The following is an 18,854-nucleotide window of genomic DNA, read 5'->3' on the forward strand; positions in this document are numbered from 1 at the left end:
GACGCCTCGTTCATCGCAGCTTCAACGTGGCCAGGCCCACCAGGACCAGAACGACAGAAACAATCCAGAACCGCACGATCACCCGCGGCTCCGGCCATCCCTTGAGTTCGAAGTGATGATGCAAAGGCGCCATGCGAAAAAGCCGACGCCCGGTGCGCTTGTACCAGAGCACCTGCATCATCACCGAGAGCGTCTCGGCCACGAAAACGCCGCCCATGACAAAAAGCACGATCTCCTGGCGGACCACCATGGCCACCATCCCCAACGCGGCGCCCAGGGCCAATGCCCCGACATCGCCCATGAACACCTGGGCGGGATAGGTGTTGAACCACAGAAAGGCCAGCCCAGCGCCCACCAGCGCGCCGATGAACACCGCCAGTTCACCGGTGCCGGCCACATAGGGGATGCCCAGGTAGTCGGCAAAATTGACGTTGCCGCTGGCGTAGGCGAATACGCCCAGGGCGCCACCGACCAGCACCGTGGGCATGATCGCCAGGCCATCCAGCCCGTCGGTGAGGTTGACGGCGTTGGAGGCGCCGACCACCACCAACCAGGTGAGCGGCACCATCAACCCCCCCAACGGCAGGGCGACATCCTTGAGCAGCGGCACGATCAGACTGGTCTCAACCGCCGAGCTGGCGGTGACATAGAGGGCCGCGCCCGCCAGCAAACCGGCGATGGTCTGCCAGAAAAACTTAGTCCGCGCCCGCAGCCCCTCGCTGCTGCCGCGGGTGAGCTTGAGCCAGTCATCGACCCCGCCGATCAGTCCGAAGACCAGCGTGGTGATCAGCACCAGCCACACATGTCGGTTGGCCAGATCGCCCCACAGCAGCGTGCCGACGGCAATGCCCACGAGCATGAGCGCACCGCCCATGGTGGGGGTGCCGGATTTGGCGTAATGCGTGACAGGCCCGTCCGATCGGACCTGTTGGCCGACCTGATGGTGTTGAAGCCGACGGATCAGCCACGGCCCGACAAGCAACCCGATGCCCAATGCGGTCAGCGTCCCGAGGATGGCCCGGAATGTCAGGTACTGGAAAACATTAAAGGCCGTATCGAACTGCACCAGCCATTCGGCGAGCATCAACAGCATGTCGCATCCCTCCGGGCTTCGCCCGCGGCCAGTGCCGCGGCGACGCGATCCATGCCGGCGGCGCGGGAGCCTTTGATCAGCAGGTTGACGTCGCGTTCTAGCTGCCCCTGGACAGCGGCGATCAGCGAATCCACCTCGGCAAAGTGCTCGGCCCCCGCGCCGAATGCCTCGGCCGACGCCGCGGCGTACGGCCCGACGCAGAAAAGCCGCTCGACCCCCATCCGCCGTGCCTGCTCGCCGGCGTCCCGATGCATGGCCGCGGCCTCGTCGCCAAGCTCGGCCATATCGCCAAGCACCACCCAGGCGGCCCCGGGCATGGCGATCAGCACCGACAGCGCTGCAGTCAGCGACGCCGGATTGGCGTTGTAGCTGTCATCGAGCAAGGTACTGCCCGACCGGCCGGGCCGGCGTTGCAACCGCCCCGCCACCGGCTTGACCGCGGCCAGGCCGGTGGCAATGGCCTCGGGGTCGGCGCCGGCGGCATGGGCGGAGGCGGCCGCGGCGACGGCGTTAGCCAGGTTGTGACGCCCCGGCAGCGGCAGCTGCAGCTCGATGGTCTGATCGGGCAGTGCGATTTGAAGCCCCCCGTCGCCGAGCGGGCGTCCATGGATATCCGCTTTCGCCGACTCCAGGCCGAATCGAATCACATGACAGTGGGCCGCCTGCTGTTCCCAGCGCGCCGCATGCGGGTCGTCGACATTGATCACCGCCGTGCCGGCCTCGGGCAACGCCTCGAAGAGTTCACCCTTGCACCGGGCGACCGCCTCGACACTGCCAAAGCCACTCAAATGCGCGGGCCCGGCATTGTTGACCAGCCCCACCACGGGGCGGGCCCAACTGGCGAGCAGCCCGATATCGCCCGGGTGGCCGCAGCCCATTTCAATGACCGCATAACGATGCGCCGGGTCGAGCCGGGACAGGGTCAGCGGTACCCCCAATTCGTTGTTGCGGTTGCCCTCGGTCGCCAGCGTCCGGCCGACACGGCCCATGATGGCTGCCAGCATTTCCTTGACCGTGGTTTTGCCATTGCTGCCGGTCACACCGATGACCCGGGCCGGGCTCTGGCTGCGGCTCCGACAGGCGAGTTCAATCATCAGCCGGCGCGGATCATCCACCCGCCACTGGGGCAGCGGATGATCGACGTAGCGACTGACCAGCGCGGCTGCCGCACCCGCCTCGGCGGCCTGGGCGACAAACCCATGGCCGTCAACCCGCTCGCCGGGCAGCGCAATGAAAAGCTCACCGGGGCCAACACAGCGACCATCAATGGCGAGCCCGGTGATCCGCACGTCCTCGCCGCGGAGCTCACCGCCAAGCTCGGTGATCAGGCTGCGCAAACGCGTCTCCCTCATGCGCAGGCCCTCCCCGTCAGCCGACGCCGGACTTCATCCCGATCGCTGAATGGCAGCGCCTGGTCACCCACCTGCTGGATCGATTCATGCCCCTTGCCGGCCACCAGCACCACATCGTCGCGGCTGGCTTCCTCCAGCGCCGAGGCGATGGCCTCGGCACGGTCGAGCATCACCCGGCAGGGCTTGTCCGCCGGAACCCCCTCGCGGATGCCGGCCACAATGGCCTGGGGTGACTCGGTGCGTGGATTGTCATTGGTCAGGACCAGGCCATCGGCAAAACGTGCCGCCACCGTCCCCATCAGCGGACGTTTGCCCGGGTCACGATCACCGCCACAGCCAAATACGCAGATGAGCCGACCCGTGGTGTGCTCGGCCAGGGTCTGCAGGGCACCGGCCAGTGCCCCCGGTGTATGGGCATAGTCGACAACCACCAACGGCCCGTCGCCCGCCACAAACCGCTCCATCCGTCCGGGGACGGGCTCGAGCCGCGAGAGCGCATCACGCCAGCTGGCATCGATGTCCGCACCGGCCACCGCCGTCAGCGCCGCGAGTACATTCATCGCATTGAATCGACCCAGCAGCGGCAGATCGACCTCAAACGCCGCTTGCCTGCCCTGGATCCGGCACGACAGTCCATCCGGCCGGGCCACAACATCCAGCAACCGCAGATCGGCCTCGGCATCGCTGCCGTAGGTCAGACAGACCCCCGGTGCATCGGTCATCCGGGCCAGACGGCGTCCGGTGGAGTCGTCGAGATTGAGGACGCGTCGGCGCAGCGTCGGCAGGCCGAAAAGCCGCGCCTTGGCCTGGCGATAGGCGGCCTGCGATCCGTGATAATCCAGGTGATCCCGTCCGACATGGGTGAGGACCGCCGTCTCGATGGCCGCGGCATCCAGGCGATATTGATCCAGGGCGTGGGACGAGGCTTCCATGACCACCCGCTGGAAGCCCGATCGCCGCAACTCGGCCAACTGTCGCTGCAACGTCACCGCATCGGGTGTGGTCAACCCGGCCTCGGCCAGCGCCGTGGGCCGTCCCCAACCCAGCGTGCCGATGACCGCCGTTGGCCCGTTCGCGGCCTCGAGCAGCTGGGCGGCGTAGCAGGTCACCGAGGTTTTTCCATCGGTCCCCGTCACCGCAATGGGAGCAAGCGCTCGCCCGGGGTCATCGTAAAAGGCGGCGGCAATCTCGCCGGCTAGCTGGCGCAGCCCCGGCACCCGGATGGCCCGGGCACCCGTTCGCCGGCATTGCTCGTCTACCTGTGACTCGGTGATGGACTCGGCGGGCTCCCAGAGCACCACCTGGGCACCACCATCCAGCGCCGATTGCAGATAATCCAGACCATGCGCCCGGGCGCCGGCCAGGGCCATGAAAAGCCCGCCCGGTGTGACATCGCGCGAGTCGATGCTCACCCCCGAGACGGTTTCCGCCGCCGCCCCGGCGAGGCCCGCCGCCGATAGCAACTGATTGAGCGGCCTCTCGGTCATCACCGGTCGCCTCCCCGGGCAATGGTCAGCGCCTGATCGTCCGGCGCGGCATCCGGTGGGATGTTGTGCAGCCGCAAGGCGCTGCTCACCAGCGACTGGAATACCGGCGCCGCCACAATGCCCGCGTAGTAATCCCCGCCGCCTGGCTCATCAATGGTGACCACGGCGACAAAGCGGGGATCGTCGGCCGGTGCCATCCCGGCAAACGTCGAGACGTAGCGACCTGCGGCATAGCCCCCGGCAACGGCCTTGCGGCTGGTGCCAGTCTTGCCGGCCACCGCATAGCCCGGGATCGCGGCGTTTGTGGCGGTGCCCCCCGGACGGGTGACCGACACCAGCATCTCGCGCAGTGTGGCGGCCAGCTCTGCGGGCATGGCCTGCTGGGGCGGCTCGGCGGGCTGGTCCTGGATCAGCCGGGGCATCGGCAACCGACCATCGGCGGCAATCGCCGCATAGCCCCGGGCCAGCTGCAGGGTGGTCGCCGAGAGCCCATAGCCAAAGGCAAGCGTGGCTCGCTCGAATGGACGCCTCGAGGGCATCGCCGATAGATGCCCGGCGGCCTCGCCAGGAAAGGCCACACCGGTGGGCCGGCCGAAGGCCAATTCATTGAGCTGGCGCCAGAGGGTGCCGGGCTCGAGGCCCATGGCGATGTCCACGGCGCCGACATTGCTGGACTTTTTCAAGACCCCGGTGACGGTGAGTTCGCCGAAATCCCGAATATCCTCGACCTGCTCACCGGCCACCCGAGTGACACCCGGCGAGGTCTGGATCTTGGTCTCGGGCGTCACCGCCCCGGCCGCCAGCGCCGCAGCAATGGTGAAGGGCTTAATAACCGAGCCCGGCTCGTAGACATCGGTGACCGCCCGGTTGCGGTAGCGGCCACCGGTAATATCCGAGCGGCGGTTGGGATTGAACGCCGGCTGATTGACCATCGCCAGGATCTCGCCGCTGTCCGGATCCAGCAGCACCACCGAACCGCCCGCCGCATCGAAACGCTCGACCGCGGCCTTGAGTTCGCGGTAAGCGATGTACTGCAGGCGCTTGTCGAGGGTCAGCGTCAGATCCCGGCCAGGTTGCGGCTCACGCAGTCGCTCGACATCCTCGATGTTGCGCCCCAGCCGATCGCGCAGGACGCGCTTGGCCCCGGGCTGGCCCGCCAGCCAGTCGTCATAGGCCAGCTCCAGACCCTCCTGGCCGCGATCGTCGATATTGGTAAAACCGAGCACATGCCCGGTGACCTCGCCGGCGGGGTAGAACCGCCGATACTCGCGCTGCAGGTAGACACCCGGCAAATCCAGCGCGGCCACCCGCTCGGCCACTGCCGGGTCGACGTGGCGGCGCAGGTAATGAAACTCTCGCGCCGTCCGGGCCTCGATTTGTTGGGTGAGCGCCGCCGGATCGCGCCCCAGGACCTCGGCAATGCGATCAATCGCGCCCTCGCCCGGGGCATTCAGCAACATGCCGGGGTCGACCCAGATGGATTCCACCGGCGCACTGATGGCGAGTGGCCGGCCATGGCGATCATAAATGCCGCCCCGATGGGCAGAGAGCTGCTCGACGCGCAGATGACGCTGATCCCCCTGGCCTTGTAGAAAATCGCCCTCCAACACCTGCAATGACACCGCCCGGGCGAGCAACGCCACGGGCAGTGCAAGCAGCGCCAGCATCACGACAGCCCGCCGCCAGGGCGGTACCAGAGGCGTGCGATTCTCGCCGCTCATGGGCGCTCACCCGCTGTTGAATCGGGTTCGAGCAAAACCAGGGTCGTGGCATCGGGTTGCCGCAGCCCCAGGGCTTCCCGGGCCAGCCGCTCGACCCGAGCATTGGTGGCCAATGCGCCCTGTTCCAGACGCAGGCGAGACCACTCGGTGTTGAGGGCATCCCGCTCGTCCCGCAGGGTTTCGAGTTTGACGAACAACCCGCGGCTCTGGTGCTTGACCGACACCACCGCAACCGCCGAGCTCAGCACCAGCGCCCCCAATGTGACCAGCCAGACCCATTGCCGGCTCATGGCAGACGCTCCGCGATCCGCATCACCGCACTCCGCGCCCGCGGGTTGGCCGCAATCTCATCATCATCCGGTCGATGGGCCCGCCCGAGCCGCCGTAGTCTGGGCTGCTTCTCCCGGGGCACCGCCCCGGCCCCCGGGGGCAGATCGCCAACCTGGCTGTGGGTGTTGATAAAGCGCTTGACCCGCCGGTCTTCGAGCGAGTGAAAACTGATCACCACCAATCGCCCGCCCGGCCCAAGCAGGTCACAGACCTCGGCGAGCAGGGCATCGAGTGCCTCGAGCTCGCCGTTGAGATGGATACGCAACGCCTGGAAGGTCCGGGTGGCCGGGTGACGGCCCGGCTCGGCCCGCGGCACCGCGTTGGCTATCAAGGTTGCCAGCCCGGTGGTTGTGCCGGGCAACTCACCGGCATCACGGGCTTTGACGATGGCCGCGGCGATCCGACGGGCGAAGCGCTCCTCGCCATAGCGACGAATCACCGACACCAGCGCCTGCTCGCCGACCCCGCTCAACCACTCGGCAGCGGTTGGCCCGTGGCTATTGTCCATCCGCATATCCAGGGGGCCGTCGCGCAGAAAACTGAATCCGCGGGCCGCGTCATCCAGCTGCGGCGAGGACACCCCCAGATCGAGCAGGATCCCCGAAACCTGACCGGCCAGGCCCGCTGCGCGCAGATGGCTGCCCAGATGGGCGAAACTCGACTGCAGGATGTGGCAGCGGGGGTCGCTGCCATGCCGCTGCCTGGCAACGGCAATGGCCTCGGGGTCGCGATCGACCAGCCAGATGCAGGCCGTCTCATCCAGACGCGAGATCAGGGCCATGGCGTGGCCGCCGCGGCCGTAGGTGCCATCGATAAAGACACCGCCCCGCTCGGGTGCCATTGCCTGCACGGCCTGCTCCAGCATGACTGGATGATGGGCTGCGGATGCCTGCATATACCGACCCCTTACAATGACAACGACTCAAGATCGGCGGGCAGCTCTTCCGAGCCGGCCGCCTCCTCCAGCCATTCATCTCTGCGATCGGTCCAGGACGCCTCGTCCCAGAGCTCAAATTTGTTGCCCTGCCCGATCAGTACGGTGTGTTTATCCAGACCGGCAAATTCGCGCAGCGGGGCGGGTAGCAGGATCCGGCCATTGCCATCGAGCTGACACTCGGTGGCATGACCGATCAGCAGACGCTGCAGCCGGCGCGCGGCGCGATTCAGACTGGGCAGCCGCACCAGCTTTTGCTCGATGTGCTCCCATTCGGGCAAGGGATAGACAAGAAGACAGTGATCCCGGTCGACGGTCACAACCAGCTGCCCGTCGCAAAGCCCCGTCAGCCGTTCACGATAACGGCTGGGGAATGCTATGCGGCCTTTTGCATCCAGGTTGATGTGGGTGACACCACGAAACACGCATTATCCCCTGTTCGACCCGTGGAAACCATTTTCCACCACTTCTTCCCACTTTGAACCACACTTTAGACAGCAAATATCACGACGTCAACCCGACAGACATCGGATTTTTCCCAACAGGACAGATACTTACAGAAACTTGCCGAGCGCCGGTCAAGCCCGGCGATCAGCGCCCAAAAATACGGTTTGAAAACATTGATTTAAGGGAAAATGCGAGAATTCGCATGAAAAGAAAGTGGGAAGCCGGCCTGTAAGCCGGGTTCTGTCGAGGACAGACATTCATCTGGGATACGCGTCACCGCGCATCTCTAGCGACCTACCCGGGAGCCGCGCGGGCCACGCGTATGCTCCCCTATTTGGTCTTGCTCCGGGTGGGGTTTGCCCTGCCATGCCGTGTTACCACGCATGCGGTGCGCTCTTACCGCACCATTTCAACCTTACCTGTGCCACCCGCGGCGGCCATCGGCGGTATGTTTTCTGCGGCACTTTCCGTCGGCTCACGCCGCCCAGGCGTTACCTGGCACCCTGCCCGTCGGAGCCCGGACTTTCCTCCGCGCCACCATATGGTGTGCCGCGACTGCCCGGCCGACTTCCCGACACCGATTGTACACCGGCTCAACCCGGCGTGCGTGGTTGACCACTGGCCATATCGTAGAGCGCATTGACCGATTGACCGGTGAGCCTGGACGCCACTCGTGCCGCGCTCCGGGCACCGAGGCCCTCGGCCCGAAGCAATGCCAGAACCTCCGGGGCCGGCAGCACCGGCGGCGGGGCCTGTGCCTCTGCCGGCGGCCCGATGACCAGCACCACTTCACCGCGCCGGCAATCGGCATCCGACTCGACCCACTCACGCATCTGCTCGAGGGGCAGCAGCCGCGCCGTCTCGAAACGCTTGGTGAGCTCACGACAAAGGGCGATCTCACGTTCACCGCCCATGACGACCTGCAGGTCAGCCAGGGCTGCCGGCAGGCGCCGGGCCGCCTCGAAGAGCACCAGCGTCGAGGACAACGAGGCAAGCGCCTTGATGCGCTGACGCCGGGCACTGGCCCGGGCCGGCAGAAAACCCTCGAAGACAAACCGGTCCGTGGGCAGACCAGCGACCGATAGCGCCGCCGTCACGCTGCTGGCCCCTGGCACGGCCACCACCTCGATGCCCGCCTGCTGGGCCATTCGTACCAGCCGGTAGCCCGGGTCACTGATCAGGGGTGTCCCCGCATCACTAACCAGAGCAATGTCATCACCGGCCTGGAGTCGCGCCAGCACAGTGTCGATGCGTTGCGCCTCATTGTGCTCATGAAGACTGACCAGCGGCGTTTTCAGTCCCAGATGGTTGAGCAAGCCACCGCTGTGTCGCGTGTCCTCGGCGGCCACCAGTGCCACCTCACCGAGCACCCGCACCGCCCGGGGCGATATGTCCTCGAGATTGCCAATGGGTGTCGCGACGACATGGAGGCGACCGGCGTCGTTTGACATGTCAGTTTTCCGGACTCGATACTCTGGTCGCTGCAGTGTAAAGGGCTGCACGGACCGCTGCGAGGCCATTTTTTGACTGCCATCCGCCCCTTGTTTGTCGTACTCGCCGCACTGGCTGTGCTTGCCGGGTGCGCGACCATGCCACCGCCGGCAACCGAAGAACGGCCATTCGACTCTCCCCAGCTGGACGATGCCGAGGCCGCCCAACGGCTGGGCGATACCACCAGCGCCATCACCCTGTTGCATATGGCCGCCGACCAGGCACCGGCACCCACGCGGACTCGGTTGCGGCTCGAGGCGGCGGTGCTCGCCACCCAGCTCGCCGATGACATGGATGCCCCCGATCCACCGGGCCGGGCGGCGTCGCCGGCCACCCAGGCATTGCGCGAGATGCTCGCGATCCGGCAGGCGGCAGACCGATCCGATCCTGATAAGGCCCGTAGCCTGGCCCGGCTCGAGGGACAAGTCTCGGCTCGCATCGAACCACTGCGACGCCTCTGGGAAGGCCAGTCACGGATGGCCGCCGGGGAATATGCAAAGGCGGTGACGGTCCTTACCGGAATTGACGACGCCCCCCAGGCATCGGCCACCCACCGCTTGACCGCCGAATCGGTGCTTTGGCGTGCGCTCATCGCCCTGGATGGCACCCAAGCGGATGACTGGCCGGCGCCGGCCACCGCAAATACCGATCTCGGCGGCTGGAAAGAACTGGCCGACGGTGTCGCCCGGCACGCCCTCAATCCCGATGCAACCCGGCGCTTTCTGCGGCAATGGCGGCGGCGTCATCCGCAGCACCCCGCCACCGGCATGCTGCTTACCCGCATCCGGCTGATGCAGCGGGCGGATCTCTCCCCCGCCCGCCGGGTGGCCGTGCTGTTGCCGCTCTCCGGCGAACTGGCGAACGCCGGCGCGCTCATCCAGCGGGGTATCCTCGCGGCCTATCACGCCAGCGATTCACAGCGTCGGCCTCGCCGACTCGATTTCATCGACACCGGTGAGGCGGGTCTACCGCCGCGTTTTGCCTATCAGCGTGCCCTCAACCAGGGCGCGGGCCAGGTAATCGGCCCCCTGCGCAAAGCGGCGGTCCGGGAGCTGGCCCGGAACCTGGACCGCTCACGCCCCACCATTGCACTCAATCGGCTTGAGACCAGGCCGCCGGCGGATCGGCTACCGGGCTTTTACCAATTCGGCCTGGCGCCGGAGGACGATGCCCGCACCATGGCCGAGGCGGCCCGTCGGCTCGGCTACCAGAGGCTCGCCGTGCTGCGCCGGGCCGATGACTGGGGCCGTCGGGTTGGACAGGCCTTTCGCGATGCCTTAACCGATCGGGATGGCCGGATCGCCGAGGTGGTGAGCTACTCACCCGAGGCGCAGGATCTGGCGGTCCCGATCCGACAGCTTCTCAACCTGGATGCCAGCGATGGCCGGCACGAGCGGATCCAGTCGATCACCGGCACGAGGCTTCGCTTCGAAGCCCGCCGGCGGATGGACATCGATGGGGTGTTCGTCGCAGCCCGGCAGCCCGATGCGCGCCTGGTGCTGCCTCAGATCCGTTTTCATCGTGGCATCGGACTGCCGGTACTGGGGGTGGCCGATGCCCACGATGAACAGCCGGCCGCCGAGGTCAACAACGACCTCGAGGGACTCATGCTGCCGCGCTTGCCGTGGTTGATGGGGCGCAACCCGGATCCCGGGTCGCAGCGGGCCCGGCAGCAGCTCGATGCCGCTGGGCTGGAGAGCCAGCACCGGCTGCTTGCGCTGGGTGTCGACGCCTACAACCTGCTGAGCCGGATCGATGCGCTTTTGAGATATCCATCACTGCGCACCGCCGGGGCGACAGGCACCCTTGCCGTGGATACCCGGCAGCGCATTCGGCGGACGACGCCGGTCATGGAGATCACCCCCGATGGCCTGCGCCCGGTGAACCTGCCCGAGAAAACCGAGGTGGAGGATGGTCAATCGACAAACCGCGAAGGCCGCTGAGCATGCCCGCCCGCGGCAGACGATGGGTATGGCCGGTGAGGATTTGGCGCTCGATTATCTGCAGGCCCGGGGGCTGTCGCTTATCGAGCGCAACTTCCGTCTGCGCCGGGGAGAGATTGACCTGATCATGCAGGATCAGACCGAGGTGGTATTCGTCGAGGTTCGCGTGCGCCGCGCCGGCATCCACGGCGGCGGACTCGAGAGCATTACCCGTGGCAAACGGCAGCGCCTGGTGGCTGCGGCCGCCGGGTGGCTACAGCGCCGCGGGCAGGAACCGGCGACCCGGTTTGACGTGATCGCCATCGACCCCAATGGCACGATCCAGTGGCAGCGGGATGCCTTCCGCGCCGACGATTAACAGGAGTTCAACCGAATGGATCCGAGCGAGCGCATCGCGCAACAGTTCCACGAAAGCATTCAGGCCAAACAGGCCGCACTCAACCATCTGCGACCGGCCATCAGCCAGGCCGGCCTGGCCATGGCCGAGTGTCTGCGGCGCGATGGCAAGATCTTGAGCTGCGGCAATGGCGGATCGGCCGGCGATGCCCAACACTTTTCTTCGGAACTGCTCAACCGCTTCGAGATGGAGCGGCCCGGGTTGCCCGCCGTGGCGTTGACCACGGACAGCTCGACGCTGACCTCCATTGCCAATGACTACGCCTACGAGCAGGTCTTCGCCCGGCAGATCCGGGCGCTGGCCACGCCCGGCGACATGCTGCTGGCGATCAGCACCAGCGGTGGCAGCCCCAATGTGGTCGAGGCGGTCTCGGCCGCCCATGACCGAGGCATTAGGGTGATCGCCCTGTCAGGCCGGGAAGGCGGCCAGCTGGCCGGGGTACTGGATGAGCGGGACATCGAGATCCGGGTCCCTGCCCAGGCCACGGCACGCATCCAGGAAGTCCACCTGCTAGTGATCCACTGCCTGTGCGATCTGATCGACCAGCAGCTGTTCGGCGATCAACGCCCTACTTGACGACGCGCAGCCCCGGCCGCTCGGGCTTGGTGTCATCCGTGCCCGTGGGCGGTGGGTCACCATCCCCATCTTCGGGGGTGAACAGCATGCCGCGGCCGTTTTCACGGGCGTAGATGCCCATGATCGCAGCCATGGGGACGAAAACGGTGCGCGGCTGACCCGCAAACCGGGCATTGAAAGCGACTCCGTGGTCGCCGAGATCCAGTCCGCGAACCGCACTGGCTGAGATATTGAGGACCAGGCGGCCTTCCTCGGCAAACTCGATCGGCGCATCCAGGTCGGGATGCTCGGCATCGACGAGCAGATGCGGGGTCATGCCGTTGTCCACGACCCACTCGTTGATGGCACGAAGCAGATACGGACGGGACGGGGTCATCGTCCCCCGCGCATGGCCTGCTCACTTTCTGTGAGGCTTGCCTGGAAGGTCTCGCGCTGGAAGAGCCGGTCGGCATATTCGGTGACGGCGGACGCCTCGGTCGGCAGCTCGACGCCGTGGAGCGGCAGACGCCAGAGCACCGGGGCAAGCACACAATCCATCATGGTGAGTTCGTCACTCAAGAAAAACCGCGTGCCGGTGGCAAAGACATCGGCGCTTGCCGCAAGGCTCTCGCCCAGATCGCGCTTGAGCTTGGCCACGCCCTTTTTCTCGCCATCCTCGAGCCGCTGGATCAGCCGACACCAGTCGCGATCGATCCGCGATATCACCAGCTTTGCCTTGGCCCGCGACACCGGATCGATGGGCATCAGCGGCGGGTGTGGAAACCGCTCATCCAGGTATTCGCAGATCACCCGAGCGTCGTACAGCGCCAGATCCCGATCCACCAGCGTCGGCGTCTCGGCATAGGGGTTGAGATCGGCCAGGTCCTCGGGCTGGGCACCGCCCGGCGCCACCTCGACAATCTCAACCGCGATCCCCTTTTCGGCCAGAACCAGCCGGACGCGGTGGCTGTCGAGCGCGGACGGATCGCTGTACAACCCGATACTCGAGCGCTGGCTCAGCGCCACAGTGCCGGGCTCGAGGTCTTCGGCCTGACGACTCAGTGGACGTCCCTCCAGTATTCGCGCTTGAGGAAGTAGGCAAGGATGGTGAATACCACCAGAAAGCCGATCACCCAGACGCCGATCTCCTGACGCTTGGCACGCACCGGCTCGGCCATGAAGGCCATGAAATTGGTGATATCCCGGGTGGCCTGATGGTATTCCGCCTCGGTGAGCGTGCCCCCCTGGCCTTCCGGAATCTCCAGCGATGCCACCTGGATGCTGTCGCCGCTGCCCTCGTAGACCGGCTCGGGTACGCCTTGCAACCGCCAGAGCACGTGGGGCATAGACGAGTTCTTCAGCAGCTTGTTGTTCCAGCCGATGCTTGCGTCCGGATCGCGGTAGAAGCTGTTGAGGTAGGTATAGACCCAGTCTTCGCCGCGCGCCCGTGCCGTCAGCGAGAGGTCGGGCGGGGCGGCGCCGAACCACTCAGAGCCATCCGCCGGGCGCATCGCTGCGTTGATGGTGTCCCCGGCCTCGTAGCTGCCATAGATGAGATTCTCCTCGATGGTCTCCATCGACACCCCGAGGGCCTCGGGCAACGCGTTCCACCGGACAAACTTGGCGGAGTGGCAACCCATGCAGTTGTTGGCGAAAAGCTTGGCGCCACGCTGCAGGGACGCCTCGTTGGAGACATCCACCTTGGCATCCATCAGGTCGCCCCCGCCCCCGGCGGCGACGGCCGTGCCCGAGAAAAGCGCCAGCATGATTGCGAATGCGATTGTCTTCATCAGTCGGTCACCCTCTCTGGCACCGGCTTGGGTTTTTCGAACCCGAACGCCGTGTAGGTGAACAAGAAGATGAAGAACCCGAAATACACCGCCGTCCAGATCTGCGCCCACAGGGTCACCGTCAGGCCAAAATAGACATCCGATGGGGCCTGCAGCCCGAGGTAGCTCAGGCAGACGAAGGCCACCGCGAACAGCCCCAGGGCCATCTTGTGGCCCAACCCGCGGTAACGGATCGAACGGACTTTGCCGCGATCAATCCAGGGCAGCAGGAACAGCAGAAAGATGGCCAACCCCATGGCCAGCACCCCACCGAATTTGTCCGGGATTGCCCGCAGCACCGAGTAGAACGCGGTGAAATACCACACCGGTGCAATATGCTCGGGCGTCTGCAGCGGGTTGGCCGGCTCGAAGTTGGGCGGCTCGAGGAAATAACCACCCATCTCGGGAGCAAAGAAGACCACGGCACTGAAGAAGATCAAAAACACCCCGAGCCCGAACGTATCCTTGACCGTGTAGTACGGATGGAAGGGAATCCCGTCCTTCGGCTTGCCGGTGCTGTCCTTGTTCTTCTTGATGTCCACCCCGTCTGGATTGTTGGAGCCGACCTCATGCAGCGCCAGGATATGGAAGACCACCAGCCCCACCAGGGCCAACGGCAGTGCGACCACATGCAGGGCAAAGAAGCGGTTCAAGGTCACGCCGGAGATGTTGTAGTCACCCCGGATCCAGAGCGCCAGCTCTTCGCCGATGCCCGGGATGGCCCCGAAAAGCGAGATGATCACCTGTGCCCCCCAGTAGGACATCTGCCCCCAGGGCAGCAGGTAGCCCATGAACGCCTCGGCCATGAGCAGCACGTAGATGATCATGCCAAAGACCCAGATCAGCTCCCGGGGCTTTTGATACGACCCGTAGAGCAGCGCCCGGAACATGTGCAGATACACCACCACAAAGAAAGCCGATGCGCCGGTGGAATGCATATAGCGGATCAGCCACCCCCACTCGACATCGCGCATGATGTACTCCACCGACGCGAACGCCCCGTCGGCGGAGGGGTTGTAGTTCATGGTCAGCCAGATGCCGGTCAGCAGCTGGTTGACGAGCACGAACAGCGCCAGCGACCCGAAGTAGTACCAGAGGTTGAAGTTCTTGGGCGCGTAGTACTCACCGATGTGCTCGTTCCACATCCGGGTGAGCGGAAAGCGGGCATCCACCCACCCCAGCAACCCGCCCTGGGCTTTCGTGGCATCACTCATCAGGCAGCCTCCTGATCCTCTCCGACCACAAGCACACCATTGTCAGCGATGCGGTGCGGAGGCACTTGAAGATTGGTTGGCGCGGGGACGCCGGCATAGACCCGTCCGGCCATATCAAACTTGGAGCCGTGACACGGACAGAAGAAACCGCCCCGCCAGTCCGCATCCAGCGAGCCCGGTTGCGGCATGTAGGACGGGATGCACCCAAGGTGGGTGCAGATCGGAATCAGCACCAGCAACTCTGGATCGAGCGACCGGTGCGCATTCTGGGCATAGGCGGGTTGCTGCGAGGCCACCGCCGAGGCCGGATCACTGAGTCGGTCTTCCACCTCGGCGAGTCGCTCGATGGCCGACTCGGAGCGGCGGATGACCCAGACCGGCTGGCCCCGCCAGCTGATGTCCATCTTCTGGCCCGGTTTGAGGGTGGATGTATCGACTTCGACCGGCGCACCCGCCGCCCGTGTCGTCGCGCTGGGATTCCAATAGGCAAGAAAAGGCACCGCCGTGTAGGCAACACCCACGCCGCCGGCCGCTGTCACGGCACCGGTGAGGAATCGGCGTCGGCTCTTGTTCGCGCCATCCTGGGACATTCGGGTTCCCCCGCATGGATCATTTCAGTCCAGATGACCGGCCGAGTCTCCAGGAAGGGCCAATCACCACCTGCCACCGCAAACCCGCGGTATTTTCAGGGGAGAAGAATCCAACATTCGCCTGCAATCGTCAAGCTGCAGCGCGGCCTGGCGGGCGTCCATCCGGCCCCGTCTTGGCCCTGATCAAGGGGCTGTCAGGCCGGGTTCGGATCGTCGATGAACCGATGCCTGATCCCGAACCGGTCGGCGAGCTCGGCCCCAAGCGCCTGGACGCCGTCCCGCTCGGTCGCGTGATGCCCGGCGGCGAAATAATGCAGCCCCAGCTCGCGGGCCTCGTGGGCGGTGGGCTCGGAGATTTCACCGCTGACATAGGCATCTGCGCCCAGTGCGGCCGCCTCGGTCAAAAACCGCTGACCGCCCCCGGAACACCAGGCCACGCGCTGGATGGTCTCTAGACCGCCATCCACCCACATAGGTTCCCGCTGGAGGCCCGCCCGGAGCCGGTCGACCATCCCCTCGGGACCGACAGACGAGTCAAGCTGACCGTACCAGAGCAGCCCCGGAACCCCGCCGGCGGCCACCGTCTCGCACGACGCAACGCCAAGCTTTTCCGCCAGACAGGCGTTATTGCCGCAGTGTCGATCCACATCCAGCGGCAGATGATAGGCGAACAGATTGACATCGTGACGCAGCAGCAAGCGCAGTCGTTCGGCCTTCATCCCGGTGACCACCGCCGGCTCGCCCTTCCAGAAAAAGCCATGATGCACCAGCACGGCATCCGCCTCGGCCTCCAGCGCTGCCTTGAGAAACCGCGCCGAGGCGGTCACACCGGTGACAAGACGCTCGATCCGGTGGCGCCCCTCGACCTGAAGACCGTTGGGGCAGTAATCGCCCAGGCCGGCCACATCCAGCCGCTCGGCGAGATAATCCTGCAGTTCGCGACGGTGTACCATAGTGCGATTCCCTATTGATCGGTGCCGAGTATAGAAGATGTCACTGCAGCGAATAACCCGCTTTATCCTCAGCTACGCCCTGGTGGGCGTTGTCGTGGCCGGGGCCGTGGTCTGGCTGGCACCGGATGTATTGAACCATGGGACCACCGCGCCCCGTCCGGTGGAACAACAGCTGATGCTATCCGGCGATGGCCTGGGCGTGGCCTCCTACGCCGACGCGGTCGCCAGCGCCGCGCCGGCGGTGGTGAATATCTATACCGCGACTCGGCAGCCGGACCCGCGCAATGCGTTTCTCGAGACGCCGCAACTGCAGGGGCTGTTTGATGATCTCCCCGCCGATGGCGGGCCACCCCTGGACACCTCGCTGGGCTCGGGCGTGGTGGTCAGCGCCGATGGCCATGTCCTGACCAATAATCATGTCATCCAGGGGGCGGCCGAAATCCAGGTCCTGCTCGCCGATGGCCGACGGACACCGGCACAGCTGGTGGGCAATGATCCGGAGTCGGATCTGGCGGTGCTGCGCATCGAAGCCGATGACCTGCCCTTCAGCCGGCTGGCACCCGCCGAGCAGATGCGCGTCGGCGACGTGGTCTTCGCCATCGGCAACCCCTTCGGCGTTGGCCAGACCGTCACCCAGGGCATCATCAGTGCGCTGGGACGCAGCGAGCTGGGGCTGACGACATTCGAGAACTTCATCCAGACCGACGCCGCTATCAACCCGGGCAACTCCGGCGGTGCGCTGGTGAATACCGACGGCGAGATCATCGGCATCAATACCGCGATCTTCAGCCGCTCGGGGGGATCGATGGGCATCGGATTCGCTATCCCTGCGGCGCTGGCCCGGGCCGTTTTCAATGACATCATCGACCACGGCCGGGTGATCCGCGGCTGGATCGGCATTCAAATCCAGGACAGTCCCATCCAGAAGGGTGTCCGGGTCGCCGGCATACTGCCTGGCGGCCCATCGGATCAGGCCGGTTTGCAGATCGGTGATATCATTAGCCAACTTGAGGGCACGCCGGTAGCCGGCGTGACCGATCTGCTCAATCGCATCACCGAGCGCGATCCGGGCTCGGAGGTCCGGCTGACGGGCCGTCGACAGGACCAATCGGTGGAGTGGACCGTGCGCATCGCCGAGCGTCCCCCCGCCATGGGCCAACGCCGGCCCCAGCAGCCGCCGGGCCGTTAGTCCTGCCCGTCGCCCTCTCCACTGGCCGCCGCCAGACGGTACTCGGCCGATCGGGCGTGGGCGGTCAGCCCCTCGGCATGGGCCAGGCGCGAGGCCACCGGCGCCAGTTCGGCCGCGCCCGACGGCGTGCAGTACACCATGCTGGTGCTTTTGCAAAAATCCATCACCCCCAGGGGCGATGCGAACCGCGCCGTGCGCGAAGTGGGCAGCACATGGCTGGGTCCGGCGCAGTAGTCCCCCAGCGCCTCGGGGGTGTAGCGGCCCAGGAATATGGCACCGGCGTGATGGATGGCCGCCGCGAGCCGCTCCGGCTCGACGACCGATAGCTCAAGATGCTCCGGGGCAATGGCATTGGCCACGCGGGCGGCCTCACCAAGATCGCGCACACAGATCAGCGCGCCGCGCCGCAACAGCGACGCCCGGATGATCTCTGAGCGGCTCATGTCGGGCAAAAGCCGCTCCATCGCGGCCTGGACCTCATCCAGATAGCGTGCCTCGGGGCAGACCAGAATGGCCCGGGCATCCTCATCATGTTCGGCCTGCGAGAACAGATCCATGGCCGTCCACGCCGGATCCGTCTGGCCATCGCAGATGATCAGGATCTCGGATGGACCGGCCACCATATCGATGCCCACATGACCGAACACCCGCCGTTTGGCCTCGGCCACAAAGGCATTCCCCGGCCCAACGATCTTGTCCACCGCCGGTACCGTGTCGGTGCCGTAGGCCAATGCGGCAACGGCCTGGGCGCCGCCGAGCAGAAAGACCCGGTCCACCCCGGCCACCGCGGCGGCGGCCAGCACCATGGGCGCGATCTCGCCGCCGGGTGCCGGCGCCACCATGACGATCTCGCCCACGCCGGCCACCCGCGCCGGGATCGCATTCATCAGCACCGACGACGGGTAGGCGGCCTTGCCGCCGGGCACATAGATGCCGACCCGCTCGATGGGACGGATCTGCTGGCCCAGACGGGTGCCATCCGCTTCGGTGCGCTCCCAGCCGGCCTGGCGCTGATGCAGGTGATATTCGCGAATCCGGGCCGCGGCGGTCTCGAGGGCCTGACGATCGTCGGCCGGAAGGCCCTCGAGCGCCTCACCACAGCGGGCTGCCCCCACCTCGAGCTCGGTGACATGACCGACACGCCAGCCATCGAAGCGCTCGCTGTAGTCCAGCAAGGCGGCGTCACCCCGCTGTCGGACGGCTTTGAGGATCTCACCGACCGCCGCTTCGACCGCATGGGTGGCCCCGTCATCCCAGTCGGTGAGCGCGGCGAGCCGCTGATCAAAATCCGGTTGCGTTGTACTGAGCCGTTGTATGTCCAGCATGGCC

At 66.0% G+C, this 18,854-nt stretch carries 19 protein-coding genes and 1 other RNA gene; 4 read left to right on the plus strand and 16 right to left on the minus strand.

Features of this window, described 5'->3' with window-relative positions; all coding sequences use genetic code 11:
* Window positions 1–10: 10 nt before the first annotated feature.
* From mraY to rsmI, 9 genes are all read right to left on the minus strand, one after another.
* On the minus strand, window positions 11–1,093 hold the full coding sequence (gene mraY, locus V6X73_RS02130) for a phospho-N-acetylmuramoyl-pentapeptide-transferase (protein WP_367957965.1): 1,083 nt from the start codon (window positions 1,091–1,093) through the stop codon (window positions 11–13).
* Window positions 1,084–2,445: a UDP-N-acetylmuramoyl-tripeptide--D-alanyl-D-alanine ligase gene (locus V6X73_RS02135; protein WP_367957964.1), complete on the minus strand. Its 1,362-nt coding sequence runs from the start codon at window positions 2,443–2,445 to the stop codon at window positions 1,084–1,086. The genes mraY and V6X73_RS02135 overlap by 10 nt, the downstream gene beginning before the upstream one ends.
* The gene (locus V6X73_RS02140) at window positions 2,442–3,932 is read right to left on the minus strand and encodes a UDP-N-acetylmuramoyl-L-alanyl-D-glutamate--2,6-diaminopimelate ligase (protein ID WP_367957963.1); all 1,491 of its coding nucleotides are present in this window, start codon (window positions 3,930–3,932) and stop codon (window positions 2,442–2,444) included. The genes V6X73_RS02135 and V6X73_RS02140 overlap by 4 nt, the downstream gene beginning before the upstream one ends.
* Window positions 3,932–5,653 carry a peptidoglycan D,D-transpeptidase FtsI family protein gene (locus V6X73_RS02145; RefSeq protein WP_367957962.1) on the minus strand — a complete coding sequence of 574 codons (1,722 nt, stop codon included), beginning with the start codon at window positions 5,651–5,653 and terminating at the stop codon, window positions 3,932–3,934. The genes V6X73_RS02140 and V6X73_RS02145 overlap by 1 nt, the downstream gene beginning before the upstream one ends.
* Window positions 5,650–5,943: a cell division protein FtsL gene (ftsL, locus tag V6X73_RS02150; RefSeq protein ID WP_367957961.1), complete on the minus strand. Its 294-nt coding sequence runs from the start codon at window positions 5,941–5,943 to the stop codon at window positions 5,650–5,652. Before ftsL ends, V6X73_RS02145 begins: the two co-directional genes overlap by 4 nt.
* Window positions 5,940–6,878, minus strand: coding sequence for a 16S rRNA (cytosine(1402)-N(4))-methyltransferase RsmH (gene rsmH, locus V6X73_RS02155; protein ID WP_367957960.1), 939 nt, complete (start codon window positions 6,876–6,878; stop codon window positions 5,940–5,942). The genes ftsL and rsmH overlap by 4 nt, the downstream gene beginning before the upstream one ends.
* An 11-nt stretch (window positions 6,879–6,889) precedes the next feature.
* Complete coding sequence (gene mraZ / locus V6X73_RS02160; protein ID WP_367957959.1) at window positions 6,890–7,342, minus strand: division/cell wall cluster transcriptional repressor MraZ; 453 nt, start codon at window positions 7,340–7,342, stop codon at window positions 6,890–6,892.
* Between the two features lie 235 nt (window positions 7,343–7,577).
* An RNA gene (rnpB, locus tag V6X73_RS02165) (RNase P RNA component class A) lies at window positions 7,578–7,935 on the minus strand.
* Between the two features lie 22 nt (window positions 7,936–7,957).
* Entirely contained in the window at window positions 7,958–8,815 is an 858-nt protein-coding gene (gene rsmI, locus V6X73_RS02170) for a 16S rRNA (cytidine(1402)-2'-O)-methyltransferase (RefSeq protein WP_367957958.1), read from the minus strand.
* 138 nt (window positions 8,816–8,953) lie between these two features.
* On the opposite strand from rsmI, the gene V6X73_RS02175 reads away from it, so the two are divergent.
* Genes V6X73_RS02175 through V6X73_RS02185 form a run of 3 tightly spaced genes read left to right on the plus strand, consistent with a single transcriptional unit; the run spans window position 8,954 to window position 11,771 of the window.
* Window positions 8,954–10,798: a penicillin-binding protein activator gene (locus tag V6X73_RS02175; protein WP_367981208.1), complete on the plus strand. Its 1,845-nt coding sequence runs from the start codon at window positions 8,954–8,956 to the stop codon at window positions 10,796–10,798.
* The gene (locus V6X73_RS02180; protein ID WP_367957956.1) at window positions 10,767–11,156 is read left to right on the plus strand and encodes a YraN family protein; all 390 of its coding nucleotides are present in this window, start codon (window positions 10,767–10,769) and stop codon (window positions 11,154–11,156) included. The genes V6X73_RS02175 and V6X73_RS02180 overlap by 32 nt, the downstream gene beginning before the upstream one ends.
* 15 nt (window positions 11,157–11,171) lie before the next feature.
* The gene (locus V6X73_RS02185; RefSeq protein ID WP_367957955.1) at window positions 11,172–11,771 is read left to right on the plus strand and encodes a phosphoheptose isomerase; all 600 of its coding nucleotides are present in this window, start codon (window positions 11,172–11,174) and stop codon (window positions 11,769–11,771) included.
* Here V6X73_RS02185 and V6X73_RS02190 read toward each other — a convergent pair.
* From V6X73_RS02190 to V6X73_RS02215, 6 genes are all read right to left on the minus strand, one after another.
* The gene (locus V6X73_RS02190) at window positions 11,764–12,147 is read right to left on the minus strand and encodes a ClpXP protease specificity-enhancing factor (protein WP_367957954.1); all 384 of its coding nucleotides are present in this window, start codon (window positions 12,145–12,147) and stop codon (window positions 11,764–11,766) included. The genes V6X73_RS02185 and V6X73_RS02190 overlap by 8 nt on opposite strands.
* Window positions 12,144–12,776: a glutathione S-transferase N-terminal domain-containing protein gene (locus V6X73_RS02195; protein WP_367957953.1), complete on the minus strand. Its 633-nt coding sequence runs from the start codon at window positions 12,774–12,776 to the stop codon at window positions 12,144–12,146. Before V6X73_RS02195 ends, V6X73_RS02190 begins: the two co-directional genes overlap by 4 nt.
* Before the next feature lie 32 nt (window positions 12,777–12,808).
* Entirely contained in the window at window positions 12,809–13,540 is a 732-nt protein-coding gene (locus V6X73_RS02200; protein ID WP_367957952.1) for a cytochrome c1, read from the minus strand.
* Window positions 13,540–14,793 (minus strand): cytochrome b, encoded by a 1,254-nt coding sequence (locus V6X73_RS02205; protein ID WP_367957951.1) that lies wholly within the window; start codon window positions 14,791–14,793, stop codon window positions 13,540–13,542. The genes V6X73_RS02200 and V6X73_RS02205 overlap by 1 nt, the downstream gene beginning before the upstream one ends.
* A complete protein-coding gene (petA, locus tag V6X73_RS02210) occupies window positions 14,793–15,383 on the minus strand; it encodes a ubiquinol-cytochrome c reductase iron-sulfur subunit (protein WP_367957950.1) in 591 nt (196 codons plus the stop codon). Before petA ends, V6X73_RS02205 begins: the two co-directional genes overlap by 1 nt.
* 194 nt (window positions 15,384–15,577) lie before the next feature.
* Window positions 15,578–16,336: a Nif3-like dinuclear metal center hexameric protein gene (locus V6X73_RS02215; RefSeq protein WP_367957949.1), complete on the minus strand. Its 759-nt coding sequence runs from the start codon at window positions 16,334–16,336 to the stop codon at window positions 15,578–15,580.
* 37 nt (window positions 16,337–16,373) lie between these two features.
* Between V6X73_RS02215 and V6X73_RS02220 the strand changes: the two genes are divergently transcribed.
* Entirely contained in the window at window positions 16,374–17,525 is a 1,152-nt protein-coding gene (locus V6X73_RS02220) for a S1C family serine protease (RefSeq protein WP_367957948.1), read from the plus strand.
* On the opposite strand, the gene hisD is transcribed toward V6X73_RS02220, so the two are convergent.
* Window positions 17,522–18,850, minus strand: coding sequence for a histidinol dehydrogenase (gene hisD, locus V6X73_RS02225; RefSeq protein WP_367957947.1), 1,329 nt, complete (start codon window positions 18,848–18,850; stop codon window positions 17,522–17,524). The two genes, V6X73_RS02220 and hisD, sit on opposite strands and share 4 nt — an antisense overlap.
* Window positions 18,851–18,854: the final 4 nt, after the last annotated feature.

This window comes from Spiribacter pallidus (assembly GCF_040838495.1).
GTDB lineage: Bacteria > Pseudomonadota > Gammaproteobacteria > Nitrococcales > Nitrococcaceae > Spiribacter > Spiribacter pallidus.